The 24,488-nt window shown below is 37.7% G+C and carries 23 protein-coding genes; 6 read left to right on the top strand and 17 right to left on the bottom strand.

Annotated features, from left to right (window positions below; translation table 11 throughout):
* Positions 1–2 precede the first annotated feature (2 nt).
* Entirely contained in the window at positions 3–410 is a 408-nt protein-coding gene (locus tag OQZ33_RS19340) for a hypothetical protein (protein ID WP_265800970.1), read from the top strand.
* A complete protein-coding gene (locus tag OQZ33_RS19335) occupies positions 410–985 on the top strand; it encodes a TetR/AcrR family transcriptional regulator (RefSeq protein WP_265800968.1) in 576 nt (191 codons plus the stop codon). The genes OQZ33_RS19340 and OQZ33_RS19335 overlap by 1 nt, the downstream gene beginning before the upstream one ends.
* Here the strand turns inward: OQZ33_RS19335 and OQZ33_RS19330 are convergent.
* A complete protein-coding gene (locus tag OQZ33_RS19330; RefSeq protein ID WP_265800967.1) occupies positions 982–1,662 on the bottom strand; it encodes an XAC2610-related protein in 681 nt (226 codons plus the stop codon). The genes OQZ33_RS19335 and OQZ33_RS19330 overlap by 4 nt on opposite strands.
* A 335-nt stretch (positions 1,663–1,997) precedes the next feature.
* Between OQZ33_RS19330 and OQZ33_RS24580 the strand changes: the two genes are divergently transcribed.
* Together OQZ33_RS24580 and OQZ33_RS19325 are read left to right on the top strand one after the other, a co-directional pair.
* Positions 1,998–2,219: a DUF3667 domain-containing protein gene (locus OQZ33_RS24580; protein ID WP_416338766.1), complete on the top strand. Its 222-nt coding sequence runs from the start codon at positions 1,998–2,000 to the stop codon at positions 2,217–2,219.
* Between the two features lie 10 nt (positions 2,220–2,229).
* A complete protein-coding gene (locus OQZ33_RS19325) occupies positions 2,230–2,592 on the top strand; it encodes a hypothetical protein (RefSeq protein ID WP_265800965.1) in 363 nt (120 codons plus the stop codon).
* Between the two features lie 84 nt (positions 2,593–2,676).
* On the opposite strand, the gene OQZ33_RS19320 is transcribed toward OQZ33_RS19325, so the two are convergent.
* The 3 genes from OQZ33_RS19320 to carA form a co-directional block, all read right to left on the bottom strand.
* A complete protein-coding gene (locus OQZ33_RS19320) occupies positions 2,677–3,753 on the bottom strand; it encodes an ABC transporter permease (RefSeq protein WP_265800963.1) in 1,077 nt (358 codons plus the stop codon).
* Between the two features lie 144 nt (positions 3,754–3,897).
* Positions 3,898–4,662, bottom strand: coding sequence for an ABC transporter ATP-binding protein (locus OQZ33_RS19315; protein ID WP_265800962.1), 765 nt, complete (start codon positions 4,660–4,662; stop codon positions 3,898–3,900).
* Between the two features lie 201 nt (positions 4,663–4,863).
* A complete protein-coding gene (gene carA, locus OQZ33_RS19310; protein ID WP_265800960.1) occupies positions 4,864–5,976 on the bottom strand; it encodes a glutamine-hydrolyzing carbamoyl-phosphate synthase small subunit in 1,113 nt (370 codons plus the stop codon).
* A 310-nt stretch (positions 5,977–6,286) separates the two neighbouring features.
* Between carA and panB the strand changes: the two genes are divergently transcribed.
* Both panB and OQZ33_RS19300 read left to right on the top strand, forming a co-directional pair.
* Entirely contained in the window at positions 6,287–7,102 is an 816-nt protein-coding gene (panB, locus tag OQZ33_RS19305) for a 3-methyl-2-oxobutanoate hydroxymethyltransferase (protein ID WP_265800958.1), read from the top strand.
* Positions 7,103–7,172: 70 nt separating this feature from the next.
* Positions 7,173–7,859, top strand: a complete 687-nt coding sequence (locus OQZ33_RS19300; RefSeq protein WP_265800957.1) for an RluA family pseudouridine synthase — start codon at positions 7,173–7,175, stop codon at positions 7,857–7,859.
* A gap of 608 nt (positions 7,860–8,467) precedes the next feature.
* On the opposite strand, the gene OQZ33_RS19295 is transcribed toward OQZ33_RS19300, so the two are convergent.
* The 13 genes from OQZ33_RS19295 to OQZ33_RS19235 form a co-directional block, all read right to left on the bottom strand.
* Positions 8,468–8,932, bottom strand: coding sequence for a hypothetical protein (locus OQZ33_RS19295; protein ID WP_265800956.1), 465 nt, complete (start codon positions 8,930–8,932; stop codon positions 8,468–8,470).
* 120 nt (positions 8,933–9,052) lie between these two features.
* Entirely contained in the window at positions 9,053–10,495 is a 1,443-nt protein-coding gene (locus tag OQZ33_RS19290; protein WP_265800955.1) for a glycoside hydrolase family 30 protein, read from the bottom strand.
* Between the two features lie 151 nt (positions 10,496–10,646).
* Positions 10,647–12,071, bottom strand: coding sequence for a RagB/SusD family nutrient uptake outer membrane protein (locus tag OQZ33_RS19285; protein WP_265800954.1), 1,425 nt, complete (start codon positions 12,069–12,071; stop codon positions 10,647–10,649).
* Between the two features lie 11 nt (positions 12,072–12,082).
* Positions 12,083–14,995 (bottom strand): SusC/RagA family TonB-linked outer membrane protein, encoded by a 2,913-nt coding sequence (locus OQZ33_RS19280; RefSeq protein WP_265800953.1) that lies wholly within the window; start codon positions 14,993–14,995, stop codon positions 12,083–12,085.
* Between the two features lie 292 nt (positions 14,996–15,287).
* Positions 15,288–17,189: a 7TM diverse intracellular signaling domain-containing protein gene (locus OQZ33_RS19275; protein WP_265800952.1), complete on the bottom strand. Its 1,902-nt coding sequence runs from the start codon at positions 17,187–17,189 to the stop codon at positions 15,288–15,290.
* Between the two features lie 61 nt (positions 17,190–17,250).
* Positions 17,251–18,555: a sensor histidine kinase gene (locus tag OQZ33_RS19270; protein WP_265800951.1), complete on the bottom strand. Its 1,305-nt coding sequence runs from the start codon at positions 18,553–18,555 to the stop codon at positions 17,251–17,253.
* A gap of 109 nt (positions 18,556–18,664) precedes the next feature.
* Entirely contained in the window at positions 18,665–19,342 is a 678-nt protein-coding gene (locus OQZ33_RS19265; RefSeq protein ID WP_265800950.1) for a response regulator transcription factor, read from the bottom strand.
* Between the two features lie 99 nt (positions 19,343–19,441).
* A complete protein-coding gene (locus tag OQZ33_RS19260) occupies positions 19,442–20,644 on the bottom strand; it encodes an aspartate aminotransferase family protein (protein WP_265800949.1) in 1,203 nt (400 codons plus the stop codon).
* A 69-nt stretch (positions 20,645–20,713) separates the two neighbouring features.
* Complete coding sequence (locus OQZ33_RS19255; protein WP_265800948.1) at positions 20,714–21,154, bottom strand: hypothetical protein; 441 nt, start codon at positions 21,152–21,154, stop codon at positions 20,714–20,716.
* A 6-nt stretch (positions 21,155–21,160) separates the two neighbouring features.
* Positions 21,161–21,811, bottom strand: coding sequence for a hypothetical protein (locus OQZ33_RS19250; RefSeq protein ID WP_265800947.1), 651 nt, complete (start codon positions 21,809–21,811; stop codon positions 21,161–21,163).
* 33 nt (positions 21,812–21,844) lie between these two features.
* The gene (locus OQZ33_RS19245) at positions 21,845–22,405 is read right to left on the bottom strand and encodes an RNA polymerase sigma factor (RefSeq protein ID WP_265800945.1); all 561 of its coding nucleotides are present in this window, start codon (positions 22,403–22,405) and stop codon (positions 21,845–21,847) included.
* 160 nt (positions 22,406–22,565) lie between these two features.
* Positions 22,566–23,525: a transketolase family protein gene (locus OQZ33_RS19240; RefSeq protein ID WP_056851843.1), complete on the bottom strand. Its 960-nt coding sequence runs from the start codon at positions 23,523–23,525 to the stop codon at positions 22,566–22,568.
* Positions 23,526–23,597: 72 nt separating this feature from the next.
* Positions 23,598–24,443 carry a transketolase gene (locus OQZ33_RS19235; RefSeq protein WP_056851842.1) on the bottom strand — a complete coding sequence of 282 codons (846 nt, stop codon included), beginning with the start codon at positions 24,441–24,443 and terminating at the stop codon, positions 23,598–23,600.
* Positions 24,444–24,488 lie beyond the last annotated feature (45 nt).

Here is a 24,488-nt window from a genome sequence, read left to right as displayed (position 1 = left end):
TCGTGAAGCATCTATTTAGTATTGTGTTCGTGTGTTTTCTGTTTGTTAGCTGCGGCAAAGAAGAAAACTTTATTCCCGACATTCCGGTTAATTATAATGTTACCCTGGTAGAATTCGGAATAAAAGCGGTAAACAATGTACTATTGGTTCCAAATAACGGAATAGCAGGTTTGGTAATTGTTAGAACTCCACTTGGTGGTTTTGTAGCTTTCGATCGGTGTAGCACGGTAAATTCCGATAGCAAATGCAAAATTGTTCCCGATGATAGTGGTTTAACGGCTACAGATCCGTGTTCAGGTGCAAAATTTTCTCTTCTCGATGGTACGCCGCAAAAAGCACCTGCAGAAAGAACTTTAAAAACATATAGTGTGTCTTTACAAGGCAATACTACAATTAACGTAAGAAATTAATGGAAGCTGAAAAAATTAAAGAAACAGTAAAAAAAGCTGCCAAAGAACTTTTTAGGAAATATGGTTATCACAAAACAAGTGTTAACGAAATTGCCAAAAAAGCAAGGATAGCAAAAGCAACCATTTATAAATATTTTGAAAGTAAGGAACAGGTTTTAGATAGCATCTTAATGGATTATCTGGATCAGAACCTTTATGAAATAATCAACAATAAGGTAAGTTACGGGTCTGAAGAGGAGCATCTTAAAGCGTTGGTGATGAAAACCAGCAGACTTTCTTTCACTGCCTGTAATGAATTTATTGGCTGGGATTTTGTACGGGAGAACGCCAACTCACAAGAGTTTTTGAAACATTTATCTGATCAGCTTGAAGCGCTGTTATTAGCAGCCTACTTGGAGCTTGATACCTTTAAAAACAATCCTGCAAGGAGAGAAGGTTTGGCATTTCTACTTAAAGCGAGTAAAAGCATTGTTTTCTCCTTTGCTTTTACCTCGGTAAGCGATTCTGATGTTCGCAAAAACTTTGTTAGTTTTCAAAAAGAAATACTTCCATTTTTGGTTAGGGCAGCGCTCTAGTTTTCTGAATAGTAATCCTTGGTCTTATATTTCTGCACAGTGCGTTGTGTTTTGCCATTCACTAGTTTTGTTGTAATGACAGTAACGTCATCGCCGATGCTGGAATCCTCAATTACCGAAGAAACTTCGGCAAGGACATTTTTTTTATCAACCCGGTAACTGATGGTTTGCTGATAGCAGCAACCGTTTTTTTGCTCAACGCTGAGTAGCTTATTTTTCTTATCAATACCAAACATCCCCAGGTTTTCACTTGCCAGCTTGGTTAATTCTTTACTTAATAAGAATTTGTTGTTTGTCGCCAGATAAATATCATAGGATGGACTCATGTAGATTCCCTTGCTTCCATTTCGTATCGCTAAATCTTCGTTGCCATCGAAATTAAAATCGCCAAAAATCAGCGGACTTTGATATTTTCCCAAATCTAACCAGCCTATTTTTGCATCCTGGGTGCTGGTAAGGCTAAAATCTAAATCAGGAGAGTGGAATGTTTCCAATTCTTTAGCCGATATTTTATCATATAAAATGATGGTTGCCTTGCCTCCGCATATGCCATTTTCGCATTCGGCAACAAAAATTTTTGCTTTATATTGGTCAGAACTATTATTAGCCAGAAGTTTAAACTGAGCGCCTGCTTGAAAAGAAATCAGCAAAAGGCAAAAGATGAATAGGTTTTTCATAAAGCAATTTTGCCAAAAATACGCTATTGCTAAGTGCTTAAAAGTTAAAAAAGGTTAACATTCACTTTTAGGGGTTTTTTCGGTACTTCATAAATGTCTATTCTAATTTATTAATGATTTATCAGTATTTCTATTGATTGAAGTTTGGGAATAAATTTGCTAGTGTAGGTTATCAAACGAAACTAAAGGTAAGCCATTGTTTCAATTGTAATGCCTTAGCTAGAACTGAGGATAAGTATCGCAGTAAATGTGGGCAGGAAAGTCATGGGCATCGGTTTTCGTTGGGGCATATTTTCCATCAATTCTTTCATGGCTTTACCCATGCAGATTAAGGAATTTTTTATCTGTTAAAAGAGTTGCTGCTAAAATCCGGTACTGTAGCTAGAGAATATATTGGGGGTAAGCGAAAGAAATACTTTAATCCATTCACTTTCTTTTTAATTCTTGCTGTTCTTTTCATTTTCTCGAATACTTTTTTTAGTCCTGTAAGTGTTAGCCGCAACCCTGAGATACCGGTAAGCGTTCAAAATATGCCAGATCCTGTAAAAAAAGGCTGAGGTAATAGAGATGACCAAAAGAGGAGCTAATGTCCGGTATTTTAACCTCGAAGTACGGAAACATACTTCCATGATTGCGGTGCCGTTTTTTGCGCTGTTTTTCTGGCTTATTTATTATAAAAGCCAGTATAATGATGCAGAGCACTTTATTGCAAATGTATTGCGTGTTAGTTTTTCAAACCTGGCTTTTACTTTCCTGGCTTTCACGCTAGAAGCAGCTAAAAATACGCCTTGGTTACCTATTGTGCCCTCAATTGGTTTAGTTCTTCAAATTATTTACTATACTTACGCTTATAAAGATTTTATGCAACAAAGCGGAATTGTGGGTACAGCAATGGTATTTATTCAATCGTTTATAGCCGTAGTACTTTAGGTAGCTTTAACCATGATGGCGATGGCCATTTACATTTATCAAAACAGCCATTTTATTGACTTTTTTAGCAGAATGAAATGATTGCTATTCCCACTTAAATACCTTCACTGCTATTGCATAAATTACAATTCCCCAAATAAAAAGAATCATAATCTGGAATTTCACATCCCAAAGACCAGCACCTTCAAAAGCCACCTTTCTCATTGCATCATTCAGATAAGTTAAAGGCAGCGCCCTGCTGATAGGTTGCAACCATGTTGGGAAGGCTTCGATGGAAAAAAATGTGCCTGATAATAAAAATTGGGGTAGGGTGACGATGTTAGAAATAGGAGGCACCATGCTCTCGCTTTTGGCAATTCCTGAAATGATAAAACCAAAACCCATAAATACAATGATGCCCATGGTAGCCAATATGAGCATATTGACGACTGTGACCGCACCATGAACCAGGGTGAAGCCAAAAAAGAAATGGCCCAGTAATATAATAAAAACTGCACCAATTAGTGCAAAACCTATCCTTGCAATCCCTTCGCCGATAACAATACTCGATCTTTTTACAGGTGTAGCGAAGAACCGTTTAATTACTAGGGTTTGGCGTAAACTTAAAAACACGAACGCTGTTCCGAATACTCCTGTGCTTAACAATGAAAAGCCTAACTGACCCGGCAAAATAAAATCGATGGTTTTATATTGACGCCCGGTGATGGTGCTTTCTTTTATTTCTGCAACGGTAGGCTTTAGTGTTTTATCATAAAAAACATTATTCAGTACCGATTTTAAAATGCCGCCTTTATCTCTTGAAGCTGATGTATATACCACATTCACGGAGTATGCTGCGCTGTTCACTTTTTTGTGAACATCAATCATGGCATCGATATTTCCCTTCTCCAGTAATTTATCAAAATCTTCTTTCGATTTATCTTTCACCAATCTGATCATGCCCGTCTTTGCAAGCACTGAAATAACCGGATTATCGACGTCCGATCCTGGATTAACCCCGACATCTATTCTGGTTCCACCACCGCCTAAAAATCCAAATACCAAAATAAAAATCAAAGGGAAGGCAAGGGTAAAAACTACCGCAGATGGACTGCGCATAATGGAACGGAAACTTGCTTTTGCTAATGCTAAGGTGGCAGTAGTGTTGCTGTATTTTTTCATTTACTATTGATGATTAATAGTGATTTTACTTTCTTTCTTAAACCAGATTGATTGGCAATTCCCGGTTTTTAAATGCGACTAAAACGTAAAGCGGGAGTAACATTAATTTGATTGCTGTAATTGCTTTACAAAAAAATAATATTTTTATTCTCTCCACTCTTTTCCAGTCAGGTTGATAAAAACATCTTCCAGATTGGCTTTCTTAACTTCCTTTTTGCGCTCGAAACCACTATTCACCAATTGGTCAATTAAATTATCTGGTGTGTCCAAGGCAATTATCTGTCCTCGTTCTACAAAAGCCACACGATCGCAAAGCTGCTCAGCCTCGTCCATATAATGTGTTGTGATGACTACTGTAGTTCCGGCATCTCTGATCTCCGTGATTAAGTCCCAAAGATTTCTCCTGGCCTGCGGATCCAAGCCCGTGGTCGGCTCATCAAGAAAGATGATTTTTGGCTGATTGATCAGCGTTGTTGCAATGGAAAACCTTTGTTTTTGACCCCCAGATAAAGCTTTGTATTTCGCTTTTGCTTTGTCCTGAAGATTTACTTTCTCCAGCATTTCCATGGGTTTAATATTTGCGCCATACAAACCAGCAAAAAGCTCTATCAACTCAGTAAGGTTCAGGTTTGGGTAATATCCTGCCGCCTGTAACTGTACACCAATAATCTGCTTTATTTCCTGTGGATTTTTATCAACTGAAAAGCCATCAACTACAATTTTTCCTGAGGTTTTAGGTCTTAGGGTCTCAATGATTTCCAGCGTTGTTGTTTTACCAGCACCATTGGGTCCAAGTAAACCGAAAATTTCATTTTCATAAACTTCAAAACTCAATCCCTGAACGGCCACGAAATCATCATACTTCTTTATCAGATCTGTAACCGTGATGATGGCTTTTTTTGTTTCCATGCTGCGAATGTAAGAAGCTTTAAATGAATTAGAAGTGAATTTTTAAGAACTTTTTGTAAAATGTTTCCAGGATGATGAAACAATCCAGTGCGGGGTTCCGTTAAAAGCAAATCTGCGAATCTTCAGCTTTAATTTGAGCCGCAGATTCGCAGATTTTAATATTTCGCTTTAGTCTTTACGCTTTTATCTTTCAGCTTGAAGCTACCAGGTTAACTCACCTTTCATTACGTTTACAAAATCATCAAATAAGTAGCGAGAATCATGTGGACCTGGAGAAGATTCTGGGTGATATTGTACCGAAAATGCTTTCTTTCCTTTCACACGAATACCCTCAATAGATTTATCGTTCAGGTTTACGTGTGTAATTTCTACTTTATCTGAGTTTCTCACTTCATCCGGGATTACACCAAAACCATGGTTTTGAGAAGTCACTTCGCAATGATTTTTGATAATGTTCTTAACTGGATGATTTAATCCTCGGTGGCCGTTAAACATTTTCATGGTGCCGATTCCGTTTGCTTCAGCCAATAATTGGTGACCTAAACAAATACCGAACAATGGTTTGTCTTCTGTTAATATTTCCTGGATTGTTTCTACCGCATAAGGCATTACTGACGGATCACCAGGGCCATTTGAGATAAAGTAACCATCCGGACTGAACTTTTCCATTTCAGCAAACTTAGTTTTAGCTGGGAAAACCTGAACATAGATATCACGGTTTTCGAAGCTGCGAAGAATGTTTTTCTTGATACCAAGATCAAGAGCAGCAACTTTTAAGCTAGCCTCTGGATTTCCGTAGAAGTATGGCTCCTTTGTGCTTACCTGAGAGGAAAGCTCTAAACCTTCCATAGAAGGTACTTCTGATAATTTCTTTTTCAATTCATCAAGATCTGTAATTTCTGATGAGATAATGGCATTCATTGCGCCTTTATCACGAATGTGACGAACCAAAGCACGTGTATCAATATCAGAAATGGCCACTAAATTGTCATTCTGGAAATAATCCTGGATAGATTCTGTAGCTTGTTTACGACTGTAAACGATGTTATAGTTTTTACAAACCAAACCTGCTATTTTAATAGAGTCAGATTCAATTTCCTCTCTCTGGATGCCGTAATTACCAATGTGGGAATTAGTAGTTACCATGATCTGGCCAAAGTAACTTGGATCAGTAAAAATCTCCTGGTATCCTGTCATCCCGGTGTTAAAACAAATTTCGCCAGTAGTGGTGCCAATTTTTCCAGCAGCTTTGCCGTAAAAAACTGTGCCATCGGCCAGTAATAAAATCGCAGGTAACTTGGTGTAGTTAGTCATGGTAATTACAATATGGATTTTGATTTAAAAAAGAGTTGAAAAAAGGATGTCTCTCGGCAATCGAGCCGTATTTGCTTGGGGCAAAAAAAGATGAATAAATCCCTTTCATTTCGGGGTACAAAGATAGGGTTTCACATTGTAAATGTAAAGAAAAATATGAAATAGGTTTGAGGTATAAAGTGGAGAGCGTAAAGCTTAAGGCAGAACTACTGTCCGGCTTTCATTTCTCGCAGCTTTGGTCTTTTCGCTTTGCGCATCGGCCTCTTTTTAAAGAAAAAAACGATACTTTTGAAACAGCAAAATAAAACCAATGTCAGTACATAAAGAAATCAAAAGAATAACCACGCACATTTTGCAGGAAATGAAACAGCGTGGTGAAAAAATATCAATGCTTACGGCTTATGATTATTCCATGGCTACCATCTTAGATGATGCCGGATTGGACGTACTACTGGTTGGAGATTCTGCTTCTAACGTAATGGCCGGGCATGAAACAACCTTACCCATTACGCTAGATCAAATGATTTATCATGCCGCGTCGGTTATCAGGGCTGTTAAACGTGCTTTCGTAGTAGTCGATCTTCCTTTTGGTTCTTACCAGGGCAATTCTAAAGAAGCCTTAAATTCTGCGATCAGAATCATGAAAGAGTCGGGTGCACACGGTGTGAAGCTGGAAGGTGGCGAAGAAATTATCGAATCCGTTCAACGCATTATTACAGCCGGGATTCCAGTTATGGGGCACCTGGGTTTAACGCCTCAATCTATTTATAAATTCGGAACTTACACCGTGAGAGCCAAAGAAGAGGAGGAAGCAAACAAATTAAAATCTGATGTATTGGCGCTTCAAGCAGCTGGTTGTTTTAGTATTGTTTTAGAAAAGATTCCTGCTGCACTTGGTAAGGAGGTTTCTGAAAGTTTACATATTCCAACTATCGGTATTGGTGCAGGTTCGTATTGCGATGGCCAGGTTTTGGTCGTTAACGATATGATTGGTTTAACCAAAGGTTTTAAACCACGTTTCCTGCGTCAGTATCTAAATCTATACGAGGAAATTTTAGGCGCAGCACAATCCTATATCCGCGATGTAAAAGCTAACGATTTCCCTAACGATAAAGAACAATATTAGTTACAGGTTATGGGTTGTAAGTGATGGGAACATGACTTATAACTTAAAACTTATAACTCACAACTGATTTATGCCAATCACTGAAAAAGACATACTTTTTGAAGATAACCATCTCATTGCCATTAATAAAAGAGCAGGAGATATCGTTCAGGTGGATGAAACCGGCGATGAACCTTTAGATGAACAGGTTAAAAAATACATTGCTAAAAAATATAATAAACCAAACGGTGCCTTTTTAGGCGTGGTGCATCGTTTGGATAGACCGGTTAGCGGCGTAATACTGTTTGCCAAAACCAGTAAGGCTTTAGAGCGCATGAATGCTGCTTTTAAAAATCGTCAAGTAAAAAAGACTTATTGGGCGGTTGTAAGAAACAAACCCGAAAAAGAAGCTGCTACGCTAATTCACTGGCTGATTAAAAATCCCCAGAAAAATGTAGTCACTTATTATAAATCTGAAGTAGCCAATAGTCAAAGAGCCGAACTTTCTTACCGCTTAATTGGAAATTTAGATGGTTATTATCTTTTAGAAGTCGATCCAATTACGGGCCGATCGCACCAAATCAGGGTTCAGTTATCTTCGATGGACTGCCCGATTGTAGGGGATAATAAATATGGTTATCCACGAGGCAGTCGCAAAGGAAGCATTTGCCTTCATGCACGCAAGTTACAGTTTTTGCACCCTGTAAAAAAGGAGCCGGTAAACATTTTTGCGAAGTTACCTATTGATGGATTTTGGGAGCGTTTCGAAAATATGTAATTCAGTACTGGTATTTTTTTTCTGTTTAACATCACCAAATCCCCATCATATTTTATCATCATTGCTAAAAGCAGCTCAAAGCTTCATTAGGAAGTTTGAAATGTTTGGCATTGTTTTTTGCATAGGTTATGGAAAGCAAAACCAAAGATTATAAAAAAAACAATTTTGTCAATTGCGGCAGTTGGCTTATTAGCTGCAACGCTTGTTTCATGCGAAAACACAACAAAAACTACGAAGAGTAGCGATGGTTGTTCATGGAGATACAACAGTAAAAACAACAGTTAAAACCGAAGAAGTAAATTCTGATGTACCGTCCTTTTCTAGTGATGAAGTGAATAAGGGTTTAGGGAATAGGCTAAGCTGAAAGATAACATCTCGGCGCATTAAAAAGCAAAAACGAAACCCACGTTAAGGCTTTAACGACAAAATATTCTACCTGGGCTCAAACAGCATCTACCTTGGGCAAACAAACTGAAACCAGATGAAGTTCAAAAATATGCCGACTACATGACTAAAGTTAGCAAAGAGTGGGGAGCTGCCGCACAAGAAGCAGTAAAATAAACGACTTTCGTAAATAAACAATGGGTTTGTGAAAGCAAGCCCATTGTTTATTTACAATCGGTTTTATTAAAAACAAGAGACTTACCAAAGCCCAGTTTTCCTAAGTCTTTAAATTGAGTTTTTCCATCAACTTCTTCTACATCTCCAAAACCTTCAACTAACTGGTTATTTTGTTTTAACCATACCACTTGACGGGTAGAGGTAGTCCCTTCAGATTGAAATGTATAATCGGCAATAATGGTATCACCTTTGACTATTCCAGAGATTACTCCGTTATTTTTATCCTTTTCGAAAAGATTATAAGATAGCGATCCGGTTACTTTTTCATCTTCTACATTTAAAGATAGATTTGCCGTATCTCTGTTTTTTATGGATTGATAACATTGCTTTGACTGGTCAATTTCTTTAGAACTGGCCGATGTTGAATCTCCGGCATCGGAATCGGTATTTTTAGACTGGCAAGCCGCCATTAAACAAACGGCCATGCTTAGCATAGGGATTAATTTTTTCATTTCTTAAGGATTGATGAGTAAGTTAACGCAAACAGCCTGCCAAGATTTGATGAGGAATAAATTTCCAGTAAATAAAAAACCCCGCTTTAGCGGGGCCATCTAAACAATTAAACAAAGTTTTTACCATTTATAAGTTCCAACGGCACCTTTATCCAAAGTACTCGTTACTATTTTTCCATCAAAACGAATATTAAAGGTTGCTTCGTTATTATTGTTATTACAAACGATCAAGACTTTTTTACCATCCGGTGTTTTAAAGGCTACGTTTTGAAGGTTATTTGTAATGTTTGAAGCTATTCGTATAGAACCGGCCGGAACAAATTTAGCCGCATGAGCAATAACATAGTAAGCAACATTTCTGCTAATTGCAGGTGCAATGGTAATCGCCCCTAAACAAGATGTACAGCCGCCCTTATCGGTATGTGGATTGTAGTTCGGATCGGCAGCCAAATTCCATTCTAAAACATTCCTGCTCCAGTTACGGGTAGCGCCGATTATCAAGGTTGAAACATGCCATTTCAAATCCTCTCCAAAATTACTTGGTCCGCCAACCCATTGCTCTGTGAAATAAACATTCTTATCTGGATGCGCATTATGAACTTGTGTTAGCGCAGAGATTGGCCCCGCATATAAATGAAATGCCGAACCGTCGATATATTTCTTGGCATCAGCATCATTTAAAATAGTAATGGGGTATTCTGGCTTATCAGCATTGTGATCATAAATAATGATTTTTGTAGCAATACCACTGCTTTTAAATATCGGTCCTAAAGCGGTTTTAATAAAGCTGGTCTGCTCTTCTGCCGACATGTACATACTTGGGTTGTTTCCAGGATGTAGGGGTTCATTTTGCGGCGTAATGGCATCAATTGTAATGCCTTCGGCTTTCATTGCCTGGATGTACTTAACTAGATACTTCGCGTAAGCTTGATAATATTCTGGTTTTAAATTACCTCCAATAAAACTTTTATTGGTTTTCATCCAGGTAGGAGCAGTCCAGGGAGAGCCTAAAATCTTTATCTTCGGATTGATGGCGACAATTTTTTTTAAAATCGGGATTAAATCCGTTTGTTCTTTTGCAATGGTAAATTTTGTCAATGCTTCGTCGGTTTCGCCATCACCCAAATCGTTATAAGTAAACGGGTAGGCACTTAAATCGGATGCGCCAATGCTTACCCGGATATAATTTACAGAAATCGCATCATCAGCTGAGGCGAAAAGTTCATGTAGCAGTTTATCTTTCGCGGCTGCTGGCAGTGCATTAATTAAACTTGCGCTTCCACCGGTTAAGGTATAGCCAAACCCATCAATTTCCTGGAAAGTTGTATTCTGATCCACTTCGATAGTAGGATTAGAATTTGTGGATTCGCTGAAGTTTAGCGCCACATTCTGTTTGCTCAACAGCTGAGACTGGTCTCCCTTGGTCAGCCAAAAACCCACTTCTGTTTTAATGGGATCGGAATTTGTTGGCTTTTCTTGATTGGCTGTAGTGGTATTTTTTCTACAGGCACAAGCTGCAAAGAATAGACTTACAGCAAGGCTAATATTGTAGATAGATTTCATTAGCTTTTCGGTTTTTATAAAATAGGGTAGGATGATATAAAGGAGCGAAGCTTTTGTAGGCTCCGCCCTTTAAATTTGATTTGTGTGTGATAAAATTTTCTTATCAACGCTCGTCCATAGAAGTGTGCTGATCAAATGCGCTACCGTTCTTCTAGCGAATATTCGGATTTCTATCCCATTCTGCCTGAGGGATTGGGAACAATAATTTTCCCGCAGCAACATTATAATTTAGGTTAGCGCCGCTACCATTTTTTTGATTGTTCATCACTACAACAGCTCTATTTGTTCTTAATAAATCGAACCAGCGATGACCTTCAAAGGCTAATTCTAAACGTCTTTCTTTTTCGATTGCTAAACGCATATCAGCCTGGTTTGCAGCTGGAGTAACACCTAACTTCACACGACCGCGAATTTCATTTACAATTGGAGCTGCTGCGGACCATCCTGATGCGCTTAACTCATTTAAAGCTTCTGCCTTTAATAATTTAATGTCGGCCAAACGAATAATATAAGAGTTAGCCAAATCATCATTTCTGTATTTGTTAATGAAAGGATAATTGGACTTCGACCAATAATCATCAGACCATCCCTCTGTAGATACGTTTCTAAAACTAATACTCGAATTTTTACGGATCACATCACCTTCGGTATCAAACGCAGCCACTAAATCATTTGTTGGTGTACAAAAACGTTTCCATCCTGTTCCGACAATAACACCGGTCATCCAGTTACCACGACCAGAAGGACCACCCCAGCCATCGTACTGCATTTCCCAGATCGACTCGCTATTGTTTTTATGTGCGCCATCAAACAGTTGATCAAAAGAACCAATTAATGAATAACCTCCATTGATGGTTGCATCAGCATATTGCTGAACCTTTGTCCAATCTGGATTAGGTTTTGAAGCGTAAACTTTAGCTAATAATGCGTTTACGATACCTTTTGTAATGATTCCTTTGTTTGGAGCGCTTGTGCGTACCAGTGGCAAGGCATATTCTAAATCTTTAATAATTTGAGCATACACTTCCTCAACAGAAGAACGGGATTTTTGCATTTCTTCCAAAGTAGTTGGCGATTTTAGTACTAAAGGAACACCGCCCCATAAGCGTACTAAATGGAAGTAAAAATAAGCCCGCAAAGTAGCCGCTTCTCCCAAAATCTGACCTCTTCTACCACTGGCATCTAAAGCTGGATCCTGAATGTTAGGTACATTTTCCAGCACTTCATTTGCATTTTTAATGTTCGAATATAGTCCACTCCAATCCCGGCCAACGTTTCCATTAGTGGAGTTTGTGGTGAATAAATCAATTTGAATATTAGCTGGGTTATCGCCGCCTGCATAAGCATTATCAGAGGTTACATCGCCATTTACCATGTAATCCCAAATATGGTAGTCATTATACATGCCTCCATAAGTACCCGAAATAAGTTTCTCTGCTCCAGCAGCTGTTGTAAACGCCACATCGCCAGTAACCTGGTTAAATGGTTGTTTATCAAGGAAATCTTTTTTGCAACCGCTTTGCATCGTAATAGTCAATGCTGCTGCAGCTACTAATGAATATATTTTTAGTTTCATTTTCTTAATTCTTAAAATCCAATATTAACACCGAACAATATACTTCGAGACTGAGGATAGGTACCAAAATCAACACCCATTGAAGGACCATTTGCCGAATTCACATTCACTTCCGGATCTAAACCAGAATATTTCGTGAAGGTTAATAGGTTGTAACCTGTAGCAAACAAAGTAATTTTACTCATTTTTAATTTTTCTAAAACTGATTGACCAAAGCTATAAGAGAGCGTAGCCGTTTTTAAACGTAAGTAAGAGGCATCTTCTACAAAGCGACTAGAGGTTAATGAATTTTCTGAACTGCTTCTCAATGATTTTGGAACTGTAGTAATTTGGCCGGGTGTTGTCCATCTATCCAAAACTGTAACAGATTGGTTTTTAGAATCGAACATTCCTTCTAAATCGATTCTTGATGCATTAAACAATTGGCTTCCCTGCACACCTTGGAAAAACATATTCAGATTCCAGTTTCCGTAAGTTAAATTATTGGTCACTCCATAGATGAAGTTAGGTTGGGCAGAACCGATAAAAGTTCTATCACCTGGATCAGCAGAACCAGTTACACCATTGTTATTGGTATCAGCATACATCGCCGCACCGGTAGCCGGATTAACACCAGTAAATTGATATCCGTAAAAGCTTCCTAATGGCATTCCTGTAACCACTCTAACGGCTGCATCACGCTCATAAATACCCGCAAAATCCAAAGATTGTGTTGTAGAACCTAAATCGGTAACCTTGTTACGGTTAAGTGAGAAATTTAAGTCGGTAGTCCATTTGAATTTTTCACGATCGAAGTTTTTGGTGGATAAAGTGAATTCCAAACCCTTATTTTCCATTGCACCAACATTATAAGCCTGGCTTCCAAAACCCGACGATGGAGGCAATTGAACATTGATCAATAAATCGTTCGTTTTTTTCAGGTAAGCATCAGCGCTAAAGGTAATTCTGCTTTTAAACATGGTTAAATCCAAACCAATGTTGGTTTGAGTCGTTTTTTCCCAAGTTAATGCATTATTAGCCGGATTTTGAAGATTGTATTCGCCTTGTGCATTTACGCTGTATAGTTTTAAGTAAGCGTAATTTCCAATACCTTCATCGTTACCCACTTTACCCCAACTCCCACGAAGTTTTAAATCATCAATGGTTTTGTTTTCTTTCATAAAGTTTTCACCAGAAATTCTCCATCCTGCAGAAACCGAAGGAAAATAACCGAAACGGTTTTCTTTAGTAAATCTTGATGAACCATCGGCCCTGAAATTTGAGCTGAACAAGTATTTGCTATCGTAAGCATAAGTTACACGTGCCAAATAAGATTGTTTGCTCCATTGCGCACGTTGTGGAATAGTTAAAGCTACAGATGGAGCAGTTGGATTGCCTGTTGCATCATAAAAACGGGTAGATTCATTGTTGTTGTATTTCCAATCTGATGATTGAATCGTATAACCGCCGGTTGCTGTAAAAGCATTTTTTCCAACGTTTTTAGTGTAGTTTAAAATATTTTCATTCAACCAAACACCTTCTCTGGTTGTATTATCACGTACAACACCTCTTTCCTGGCGACCGTAAGTAGTCAGGAAATTATCTGTAAAATAACGATAGAAATTTCTGTTATTATTGGTGCTAATGGTAGATTTCAAATATAGATCTTTTGTAAAATTCAATTGTGCACCGAAAGCTCCAATAAATCTAAAATTTCTATTTCTGTTATCAGAACCGAATGCTAAAGCCAGAGGATTGTCCCAACCACCTGCATTCGGAATGGTTGTGTATTGACCGTTAGGTGCAAAAATACCAATGGTAGGAGGGGTTGTTAGTGCGCCCAAGATAACACCACCACGAGAAACACTGCTATTATCGCCAACATCGATAGAGGTGCTGGATGTTAATACTGCATTTCCAGTCAATTTTAACCATGGTGTGATGTTCTGCGTAGCATTAAAGTTAGCCGTCAAACGATCTAATTTCGCTGGTGCAACAACACCTTGATCTTGCTGGTAGCCAGTAGAGAAATAGTATTGACCACTTTTAGTACCGCCAGAAAGTGAAATCTGATATTGATTTTGTTTGCCCGTTCCGAAGGTTTCTTTTTGCCAATCGGTATTATTTGTGCCTCCAAAAGAGGTGTAGCCTAATTCTCTCATTAAACCAACGTATTGATCGCTGTTTAACACTTCTTGTTCTTGCCAGAAATTAGAAAAACCTGTGAAAGCATTGAATGCTACTTTCAATTTACCTGCAGAACCTTTTTTGGTGGTAATCAAAACCACACCGTTTGCACCGCTTGAACCATAAATGGCAGCAGCAGATGCGTCTTTCAAAATCGTCATCGACTCAATGTCGTTTGCATTTACAAAACTTGCATCTCTCGAAGTTACTCCGTCAATAACATATAGCGGGCTATTGGATGCAGTAATTGAGGTATTTCCCCTAATGCTGATGGAAATTCCCGCACCAGGTTTGCCTGATTGAGAACTCACCTGAACACCAGCCGCACGACCTTGGATGGCTTGCAACGGGTTGGTGATGGGCTGATTTTCGAGATCTTTTGATGATACCGAAACAACAGCCGTGGTTAAATCTTTCTTTGTAGTAGTACCATAACCAATTACTACAACTTCGTTTAACTGTTGATTATCATCAGATAACGTAACGTTAATTGTTGTACGGTTATTTACTGTTTCTTCAACGGCTTTAAAACCGATAAACGAAAACTCTAATGTTGAATTTTGTGGAGCAGATATGGTATATGTTCCATTATCTGCGGTTGAAGCACCTTGGTTAGTTCCCTTAACTTTTACAGAAACTCCAGGCAGGGGCAGACCTTTTTGATCTTTTACCAGCCCTTTTATAGTTACATTCTGTGCCATACTCAAAGAGATTCCGCATAGAATACATACCATAAGCAATGTAAATTTTTTTCTCATAATTTTTGCTCTTGTTAATTGTTATAGGATGTAAAGTTACTATTCATTTAATGTTAAAAGCAAGTTTTTGATGGATTAAATTTCATGTAAACTGCTGATAGCTAGTTCTTTGTGTTGTTTTTGATACGCTTGAGTACCGGACCTAAAATTTAGGTTTTTACGTTCATTATCAGCACTTAAGCAATTAGACTAAGCATGGTGTCAGCGGGAAAATGATACGCTTAAATACCTTAACTATTTGTTAAGATTTTGGTGTTAGTACAGCAGGATATTAGCGGAATTCGACGTCGATTTACTCAATGACCAATTGGCTCCACCCATTTTTCCCGCCTTTTTTGAGCGTTTTCTTCCGGTCATCCATCACTTTTTTGATTCTTGTACCAAAGGTCCAGCAGGTGCTTTGCCTAACGGAAAGCAATTCGGAAAGTTTGTGAGAAGAGATTTTTCCTTTTGAAGAATAGATCAGAAAGATCATGTAGAAGGCTTTGTTGATCGGAATTCTTGTATTGTGAAAAATGGTGTAAGTAGTAACCGATTCTTCATAGCCGCATTTGCTACAGCGGCGACTGTGTAAAATATGGCCGGAAAAATAATGGTCGTTGCTGCATTTACGGCAATGATAGCCTTTGTTCCATTTCAGTTCCGCTAAAAATTGATAACAGGTTTCCTTGTCAGGATAAATTTTGCTGAATTCCTCAAAGTCGACCTCGGTATTCATCACCCGATCACGCGTTACTTTCTCTACACTGGTTTGAAGTTCTTCATTATCCTGTTCCAGCAGTACGTTCATTCTCGAAATTTCTTCAGCCTGTTTTTGCAGTAAAGCGTTCGCTTCTTCTAAGGCCTGGTTTTTACTCTCGATAATGATTGATTTATGGTAAACCTCCCGCGTGCGCTCCTCTACTTTGGTCTCTAGTTCCTGGTTAACAGTGTCTTTCAACTTTGCATTAATTGCCATCTGTTTGATGATTTTTTGCTGTGCTTTATCTTTTTTTAGTTTAAGCAACCGAACTTTATCGCCAATAGCAAACGATAGAAAAACCATTTCCAATACGAAACAAAAGCTCAAACTATAATAGCTTACTACTCCAAAATTCAGCCAGCTAAAACCTAGCATGATCAGAAATTTCATTGCAAAGCCAAGAAACAAAAAGCTATAGCCCAATACAAAAAAACGTGCCGGCTGATAACCATTTTTATAAATGTAGATACCAGTAAAAAATGCAACAGCAAGTGGAATAGCCTCAATGAATTTGAAGCTGAAAAGCGTTTGGTCGAAGAGGTAACAGTAAGCAAAAAAGATTAACCGAACTACAATTACACCAACAATGAGCTGATTTAATTTCGGTGCTTTGGCTTTAACAAACAATAATTCTCGTGTAAATAATAAGGCAAAAATGCTGGTTGCACATAGTGCGAACGCATAAGCCACTTGGTTCCATACCGGAGAATTTGGCCATAAGTACTGATAAGCAATACCGTCACTGCTCATTTCGAAAAAGCCAACACTTAAATTATAAAGAACATAATATAAATACTGTTTCTGCCGAATGGCGATGAACATAATGAGGTTATAAAAACTAAAGACCAAAATCATCCCATAGAATATTCCAAAATAGAAATACTCATCCAGGGCATAAGAGATAAACCATTCGGCTGATCTTAACACGATAATTACATCCGAAATCTGAGAAGAACTAATTTTGAAATAATAAACTTGAGCGTCGTTACCCTCATTTTGAACGGGGATTTCAAAGTTTTTATGGTGGACCAAGCGTTTATTAAAAGCGTTTGCATCACCAAGATTTTCGATTTTATAACGCTGATCACTTTGAGGAATATATGCCGTAATCTGATCAATCGTTTGATCAAAAAATTCTAACAAGAATGGCTTCCTTGCCTTTTCATTGTTCTTGATTTTAATCCTGAACCAATAAGTTTTGTTTAGATTTTTAGTTTGTGGTGTGCTGGATATGCTTCCTTTGAATTTCTGATCGAAATTTTTACTTTTTATCTGTTCAAACGTAAACTCGTTTTTTGCATCTTCAAAAAATTCTATTTCGTTAAACGTGAATATATGCTGCGGAATGCTGTCATTTACCTCCACAATTTTTTGCGCTTTTAAGCCCGAAATGGCCAGCAGCAAAGTGGTAAAGGATAATAAAAATATTTTCTTCAGAAACGATAATTGCATTAATACAAAGGTAACGATTTGCTTAAGCAGTTAGCAATAAGCGTATCAGTGCAATTTCATTTTAAAAAATAAGAGAAATGCTTGTGCCTTTATTTTCCTCAGATTGAATTTCGACTTCAATATTGTGAAATTTAGCTATACTCTGCACAATTGCCAAGCCTAAGCCGAAACCATTTTCCTCCGTATTTCCCCGTTTAAAGCGGTCGAATGCGTTTGTCAATAGTTCTTTATCCATGCCCACGCCGCCATCACTAATATTCAGTTTGTAGTGATGTTGCACAGTTTCTCCAGTAATGTTAATGAAACTCCCGGCCATATTATATTTTATTGCATTATTAATCAGGTTGTTCAATAATATATGGATGAGTGCTTTATTTCCCAAAAACTTGAAATCTTGTGTAATGGATAAATCATAGCGGAGATTCTTATCTGAAATTCTATCTTCCAGATCTTCATAAATATCAGTTATCTCTTGTTTCAGACTAATTTCTTCAGTTTTCAAATATTGATTATTTTCCACTTTTGATATTAATAGCAGACTGTTGATAATCACCTTTAATCTATTTAGTGTTTTCAGGGAAGCGTAGATTTTGTTTTCATGCTCTTCCGGAATATCTGGTGTATTTAGCATATTCTCGAAACGAGTGCTTAAAACTGATATTGGGGTCAATAACTCATGAGAAACATTGGCTATAAACTGCTTTTCTAGTGCAAATAATGTACTAATTTTTCTCATCAAAGAATTTATACTGTTATCTAGAATTTTAAAATCATCCGTGCTGGTTGGAATGTTATCGTAATTGTAATGAGTAGGATCGTTTACCAGGTTTATCTTTTTATCGATAATGGTATAAAAAGGTTTTAGCAAATAATTGGAAAAGAAATAATCGGTCATTAAAGTGATGATCAATGCAGCGAACAAAACCATCAACATATAAAATCTAATGGTATTTTTAATCGACGAAAGCGCTGTCATCGATTCCCCTATTTCTAAATTGTACCAATTGGTGTGGTATGAAAATTTATAATTCAGAATTCTGTACACCTCAACATCGCCTTCAATTTCACGTTTTTCGGTAATTATTGTAGCAGAAGCTTTTTTTTGATTATCTGATATATCTGTTAAGACGATAAATTCTTCTTTTAAAATATTATAATCTGTAAACGATTGTTCTTTGTTTAGCAGGCTGTCAATCTCGTTTTCGTTGAGGTGCTCAATAATTCGATTCTTCTTTTTTACTAACCGGTTATCAAGTTGGTTAAAGGCAATGTTATCTAAGGAGAATAGTATAATCCCTCCCAATACCACAATGATTGCAATTTTAGTGATGGCATTATACAAAGAAAACTTAACCTGTAGCTTCATTTGGTTGGTTCAATAATTCAATGGCTCATTTGTTTCATTGGTGTACTTGTGGAATAGGCTTCAAACGTGCTTCAAACTTGCTTCGTCGAATTTCACTCTTTCGACTTGATCAACAATTGATCCTATAACCGATACTTCTCACGGTTTCAAACCAATCTATCGGACTAATCGCAGTCAGCTTTTTTCTTAGGTTTTTTACATGCACATCCACAAAGTTCGAATCAGAATTGACTTCTAGAATATCGCCCCAAACATGCTCAGTTAAACTCATCCTTGAAACCACCCGATTTTTGTTTAGCACCAGATAATTGAAAATTTCGAATTCCTTTTTGGTGAGGTTTAGCCTTTCTTCGCCAAAAGAGACCGTTCTATTTTGGATATTCAACAAGAAATCGTGAATGTTGATTTCATTTTTCTCTAATTTGTGCTTTCTTCGGGTGATGGCATGCATGCGGGCTAAAAGCTCATTCAGAGAGAAGGGCTTTGGTAAATAATCATCTGCACCTTCATCCAAACCTTTAATGCGGTCGTCTACTGCGCTTCTGGCGGTCAAAATAATCACTGCGTCATCACGGTCTTTTAGCCCTTTTAACTGTTTTAAAACCTCAAAGCCATCACCATCGGGTAAGCCTAAGTCAAGTAAAATGAAATCATAATTGTTTACAAAAATCTTTTCCTCGGCGGATGACTTTTTCCAGGCATGCTCTACAATGAAACCCTCTTTGCTTAGAAATTCATCCATTTCGAGCGCCAGGCCTTTTTCATCTTCAACTATGAGTACGTTCATATGAGTATTAAGTATTTAGTAGCAAGTATCAAGAACGTTCGCGAAAAATGCTGTTCCAATAATTATTTTAATGGTTTTAAACCCTTTACCTCAAATCCTTCAGCGTTCCACCTTATTAGTAACTAAGTTAATATTTTTTAAAATGGTCTGGCAGGCTCCTTCTATTTCCTCTTTGGTGATGATTAAGGGAGGGGCGATACGCATAGAATTACTGCAATGCAAAAACCAATCTGATAATACGCCATCCAAAATACAGGCATCTATAATTTTTTTGTTGATTTCGAAGCTTTCAAATTCTACAGCAAGCATTAAACCTTTGCCTCTTATTTCTTTAATAGCGCTATGTTTTAACAACGACTTGAAAAGTTGACCTTTTTCTTCTACTGCCTCTACTATATTATTGTCTACCAATGTTCTTAAGGTAGCCAGGCCTGCTGCACAGCAAACCGGATGGCCACCAAAGGTTGTCATGTGGCCTAATATTGGCGTGTGCGAAAGTACCGACATGATTTCCAACGAACTGATGAATGCACCAATGGGCATTCCCCCACCAATTCCTTTAGCTAACAGTAAAACATCGGGAACAACGTTATAATGTTCAAAAGCAAACATTTTTCCGCTTCTGCCAAAACCGGATTGGATTTCATCGAAAATCAACAGCGTTTTTGTTTCGGTACATTTTGCTCTTAAAGCCTGCATGTAATTTAGATCGGCAACGCGAATTCCAGCCTCACCCTGAATAGGTTCGATAAAAACGGCGGCAATATCTTCAGTGATTTTATGTAAATCGTTAACATCATTATGCTGAATAAAGCTGACGTTTGGTAAAAATGGTCCATATCCTGAAGAATAGAAATCGCTCTCCATTAAACTTTCGGCCCCTTGAGTGCTACCATGATAGGCATTTTTACAGGCGATAAATCCTGTCCGGCCTGTATAACGTTTAGCCAATTTCATTGCGCCTTCAACCGCTTCTGTTCCTGAATTTAAAAAGTAAGTACAGCTTAAATTTTGCGGTAAAATATCGGCCAATGCCTTTGCAAAATTTACCTGTGGCGTTTGCACATATTCTCCATATACCATTAAGTGCATGTAAGTTTCGGCTTGCTCTTGTATGGCCTTAACCACGTCTGGATGGCAATGGCCCACATTACTTACGCCAATACCGGCAATAAGATCCAAGTGTTTTTTATTAGACGAGTCGTAAATATACACGCCTTTTGCCCTTACAAATTCGAGCATTAAAGGTTCTGGAGAGGTTTGTGCATTGTGTTGTAAAAACAACTGACGTTGGGTAAGCATGGCACAAAAGTACGGATTTGCAGTAGGCTTTAGAACAAAAAAAGACCTGCATTACTGCAAGTCTTCATTTTAATTTCTTGGTCCGCCTTTGAAGCGATTGAGCAACTCTCGCTTAAAGCCTTCTTGGGCTCTGTAAAATTTCCCAACCACTTTAATCGGTAGATTAGACTTCAAACGATTATAATATTTTTTATCAAGGTTAAGATCTCTTTGTTTAAAATCAAACTCGCTGGTAATTAAACTTTGTACCTGGGCGTCGCTTAAATTATCAATTTCAGTAGTTTTCCTGTAAGAGATCATTTTTTGCATCCTTTCCTTACGTAAAGCATTTTGCTCTGCTTGCATATCGTTATAAATCGGCCAGAATATTTTAGCTTCTTCGGGCGATAAATCAAGTTTTTGAGTGAAAAAAGCAATTTTCAATGATTCTATCTCCTCATTTTTTGGCCTTTGTGCTAAAAGGGTAGTGGGTAATAAAAACATTAAAGCAACGAATAATAAATTCTTCATTTCTAATTAATTATTTAATTCATGAGTTAAATCACTCGAAGAGAAATTACTCAATATGTAGTTTTCCATTTCTGTATCTGAGGCAGAAGTAGTTTTTGAAGCCGTCGTATTTTGTGCTTCTAAATGTTCTATAATTGTACTTTCATCTATATCATACAACATTTGCTCGCTTGAAAGATCGGCCGGTTGGGTTTGAGCAACAGGAATAGAACTGCTGTTTTGATAAAAATAAGCACCAAATGAAGCAATTAAAACAAAGCAGGCTGCACTGGCATATTTAACCAGACTTCTTCTCCAAAGCGGAACAATTTTCGCAACTTTTTGTGGTGCTTCAGCTGCAATCCTATCCGAAATTCTGTTTTGTAAGGTGTCAAAATAATTTTCGGGAACAGCGAAGGTGTTTGCTGCTTTGGGCAGTTCCGTTAATCTGATATTGATTTCAATACGTTCCGTTAAATCTTCAAAGTAATCCTGCGGAACTGCAAAGTCGCGATTATTGGCCTTTTCTTTCAATCCATCTAAAAAAATGTTTGAATGCACTATCTCCTCTACACTGTCGAAATAGTTATTCGGAACAGTAAAAGGATTGTTTTTGCCCATTGCTGCTAAGCTTGGTGCATCCTTTTTCCAATCGTTATCTTCTATATTTTCGTTCATCACAGATATATGATTGAATTAAGATGAAAAGGTTTAATAATCAATTTCATCATTTGTAATAATTGCTTCAATTTTTTTTGCTGCGATATGGAATGATGCTTTTAAGGCGCCAACTGATGTGCCTAAAACTTCCGAAATTTCTTCATATTTCATATCATCAAAATATTTCATGTTGAAAATGATCCGTTGTTTTTCGGGTAGGGTAAGAATAGCTTTTTGTAGTTTAAGCTCCAATTTATCGCCATTAAAATAGGAAGAGGCAACCAGATTATCAGCCAATTCAGATGATACTTCATCCAATGGCGTGTTATTTCTTTGCTTCTGCTTATTTAAAAATGTAATGGATTCATTGGTAGCGATGCGATAGATCCAGGTATAAAGTTGAGAATCACTTCTAAATTTATCGAGGTTTTTCCAAACCTTTACAAACACCTCTTGTAATAAATCATCGCAGTCATCGTGGTTGAGCACTAGCCTGCGAATGTGCCAATAAATTTTCTGCTGATATTTTTTTAATAACAAGTTAAAAGCTTCATTTCGGGTTTTCTCGACGGCAAAAAGGGCAAGAATTTCTGAATCTTCAACTTGTTTCATTTATTTTTCTAGGAGAGGTTTTTTTTGGAAGGGAGGGTACGAATGGTATAAAAGAAAATGTTAAATAGGAAATTGTAAATAGGGAATAGGTGTTCAGAAATTACTTTGCATTAGCAGATTTCCTATTCCCCATTCTCTATTCTTTTTTATGCTAAGGACTTTATGCTTTTTTTCTGCCGATCACTTTTTGAACCGCTTCAACAATGTTTACAGCATCTAAGCCATATTTCGACATCAATTGATCTGGTGTTCCGCTTTCTCCAAAAGTATCGTTCGTAGCTACAAATTCCTGTGGTGTAGGTAATTCAGTAGTCAATAAGCGGGCAACACTTTCGCCCAAACCACCAAATTTATTGTGCTCCTCGCAAGTCACCACGCAGCCTGTTTTCTTTACTGATTTTAAGATCGCTTCATCATCCAAAGGTTTAATGGTGTGGATATTGATAATTTCCGCATCGATACCTAGTTCTGCTAATTTTTCGCCAGCTTCGATTGCTTTCCAAACCATGTGGCCGGTTGCAATAATGGTTACATCAGTTCCTTCGTTGACCATCCAGGCTTTACCAATCTCAAATTTTTGATCAGGATCTGTAAATACCGGAATTACCGGACGACCGAAACGCAAGTAAACCGGACCTTCATATTCCGCAATGGCCATAGTTGCCGCTTTGGTTTGATTATAATCGCAAGGATTAATAACTACCATACCTGGCAACATTTTCATTAAACCGATATCTTCTAAAATCTGGTGTGTTGCACCATCTTCACCCAAAGTTAAACCAGCGTGAGATGCACAAATTTTAACGTTTTTATTTGAATAAGCTACCGATTGACGAATCTGATCGTAAACACGACCTGTAGAAAAGTTAGCGAAAGTTCCGGTAAAGGGAATTTTTCCACCAATCGTCATACCCGCTGCTATACCGATCATGTTTGCTTCGGCAATACCAACCTGAGTAAAACGCTCTGGAAAATCTTTGATAAAAGCATCCATTTTAAGCGATCCAACTAAATCGGCACACAATGCTACAACGTTTTCGTTCTTTTTCCCTGCCTCATGTAAGCCAGCACCAAATCCCGAACGTGTATCTTTTTTTTCTGTATAAGTGTATTTTTTCATTATATCTTAGATATGAGATTTTAGACATCAGATATGAGACTCACATCTCACATCTCACATCTCCAATCTGATTTAATAATCCCCTAAAGTTTCTGGTAATTGCGCTAAAGCTGAAGCCAATTGCTCATCATTTGGAGCCGTACCATGCCATTTATGTGAGCCAACCATATAATCTACACCTGCACCCATTTGCGTGCTCATTAAATTTAAAATTGGTTTGCCTTTTCCGGTTAACGTTTTTGCATAATGTAAACCTTCAACAATAGCTTGCATATCGTTACCATCAGTATTAATTACATGCCATCCAAAAGCTTCGAATTTTGCTTGTAAATCATCTAAAGCCAAAACTTTACTTGTCGGTCCGTCAATTTGCTGGCCATTGTAATCTACCGAAGCAATTAAATGATCAACTTTGTTGAAAGGGGCAAACATAGCGGCTTCCCAATTTTGTCCTTCTTGCAATTCACCATCACCTAATAAAGCAAAAATGTGAGAATGATCACCATTTAGTTTTTTAGCTAAGGCAGCGCCAATAGCCACTGATAAACCCTGACCTAATGAGCCAGAGGCTATACGGATTCCCGGTAAATGCTCATGTGTGGTTGGGTGACCTTGCAATCTTGAATCTAATTTACGGAAAGTAGCCAATTCACTTTTATCGAAATAACCAGCGTGTGCCAATGTACTGTACCAAACTGGTGAAATATGTCCGTTAGATAGGAAGAACAAATCTTCTCCTTTACCTTCCATCGTGAAGTCTGTTTTGTGGTTCAATACTTCAAAATATAAAGCGGTAAAAAAATCTGCACATCCTAGCGATGCGCCCGGATGGCCAGATTGGCAGCCGTGAACCATTCTTACGATATCTCTTCTGATTTGCGAAGCAATATCTTCTAGCTCTTTTATTGTATGTTTCATTAAAATAAGAGGTTGTTGTTACATAGCAAAGTTAATATTTTAACT

Origin of the sequence: Pedobacter sp. MC2016-05, assembly GCF_026239735.1 — a bacterium.
In the GTDB taxonomy this organism is placed as follows: Bacteria; Bacteroidota; Bacteroidia; order Sphingobacteriales; family Sphingobacteriaceae; genus Pedobacter.
Note: the sequence above shows the minus strand (reverse complement) of the source record. Positions and strands in the feature narration are given on the sequence as shown.

Bases quoted from the DNA above. Each gene is read 5' to 3' on its own strand.
- OQZ33_RS19275 (WP_265800952.1), bottom strand. From the start codon at position 17,189: ATGCAATTATCGTTTCTGAAGAAAATATTTTTATTATCCTTTACCACT.
- OQZ33_RS19240 (WP_056851843.1), bottom strand. From the start codon at position 23,525: ATGAAAAAATACACTTATACAGAAAAAAAAGATACACGTTCGGGATTT.
- OQZ33_RS19280 (WP_265800953.1), bottom strand. From the start codon at position 14,995: ATGAGAAAAAAATTTACATTGCTTATGGTATGTATTCTATGCGGAATC.
- panB (WP_265800958.1), top strand. From the start codon at position 6,287: ATGTCAGTACATAAAGAAATCAAAAGAATAACCACGCACATTTTGCAG.
- OQZ33_RS19315 (WP_265800962.1), bottom strand. From the start codon at position 4,662: ATGGAAACAAAAAAAGCCATCATCACGGTTACAGATCTGATAAAGAAG.
- OQZ33_RS19330 (WP_265800967.1), bottom strand. From the start codon at position 1,662: ATGAAAAACCTATTCATCTTTTGCCTTTTGCTGATTTCTTTTCAAGCA.
- OQZ33_RS19270 (WP_265800951.1), bottom strand. From the start codon at position 18,555: ATGAAGCTACAGGTTAAGTTTTCTTTGTATAATGCCATCACTAAAATT.
- OQZ33_RS19295 (WP_265800956.1), bottom strand. From the start codon at position 8,932: ATGAAAAAATTAATCCCTATGCTAAGCATGGCCGTTTGTTTAATGGCG.
- OQZ33_RS19265 (WP_265800950.1), bottom strand. From the start codon at position 19,342: ATGAACGTACTCATAGTTGAAGATGAAAAAGGCCTGGCGCTCGAAATG.
- OQZ33_RS19325 (WP_265800965.1), top strand. From the start codon at position 2,230: ATGACCAAAAGAGGAGCTAATGTCCGGTATTTTAACCTCGAAGTACGG.
- OQZ33_RS19290 (WP_265800955.1), bottom strand. From the start codon at position 10,495: ATGAAATCTATCTACAATATTAGCCTTGCTGTAAGTCTATTCTTTGCA.
- OQZ33_RS19255 (WP_265800948.1), bottom strand. From the start codon at position 21,154: ATGAAGAATTTATTATTCGTTGCTTTAATGTTTTTATTACCCACTACC.
- OQZ33_RS19320 (WP_265800963.1), bottom strand. From the start codon at position 3,753: ATGAAAAAATACAGCAACACTACTGCCACCTTAGCATTAGCAAAAGCA.
- OQZ33_RS19335 (WP_265800968.1), top strand. From the start codon at position 410: ATGGAAGCTGAAAAAATTAAAGAAACAGTAAAAAAAGCTGCCAAAGAA.
- OQZ33_RS19250 (WP_265800947.1), bottom strand. From the start codon at position 21,811: ATGAACGAAAATATAGAAGATAACGATTGGAAAAAGGATGCACCAAGC.
- carA (WP_265800960.1), bottom strand. From the start codon at position 5,976: ATGACTAACTACACCAAGTTACCTGCGATTTTATTACTGGCCGATGGC.
- OQZ33_RS19245 (WP_265800945.1), bottom strand. From the start codon at position 22,405: ATGAAACAAGTTGAAGATTCAGAAATTCTTGCCCTTTTTGCCGTCGAG.
- OQZ33_RS19260 (WP_265800949.1), bottom strand. From the start codon at position 20,644: ATGCTTACCCAACGTCAGTTGTTTTTACAACACAATGCACAAACCTCT.
- OQZ33_RS19285 (WP_265800954.1), bottom strand. From the start codon at position 12,071: ATGAAACTAAAAATATATTCATTAGTAGCTGCAGCAGCATTGACTATT.
- OQZ33_RS19235 (WP_056851842.1), bottom strand. From the start codon at position 24,443: ATGAAACATACAATAAAAGAGCTAGAAGATATTGCTTCGCAAATCAGA.
- OQZ33_RS19300 (WP_265800957.1), top strand. From the start codon at position 7,173: ATGCCAATCACTGAAAAAGACATACTTTTTGAAGATAACCATCTCATT.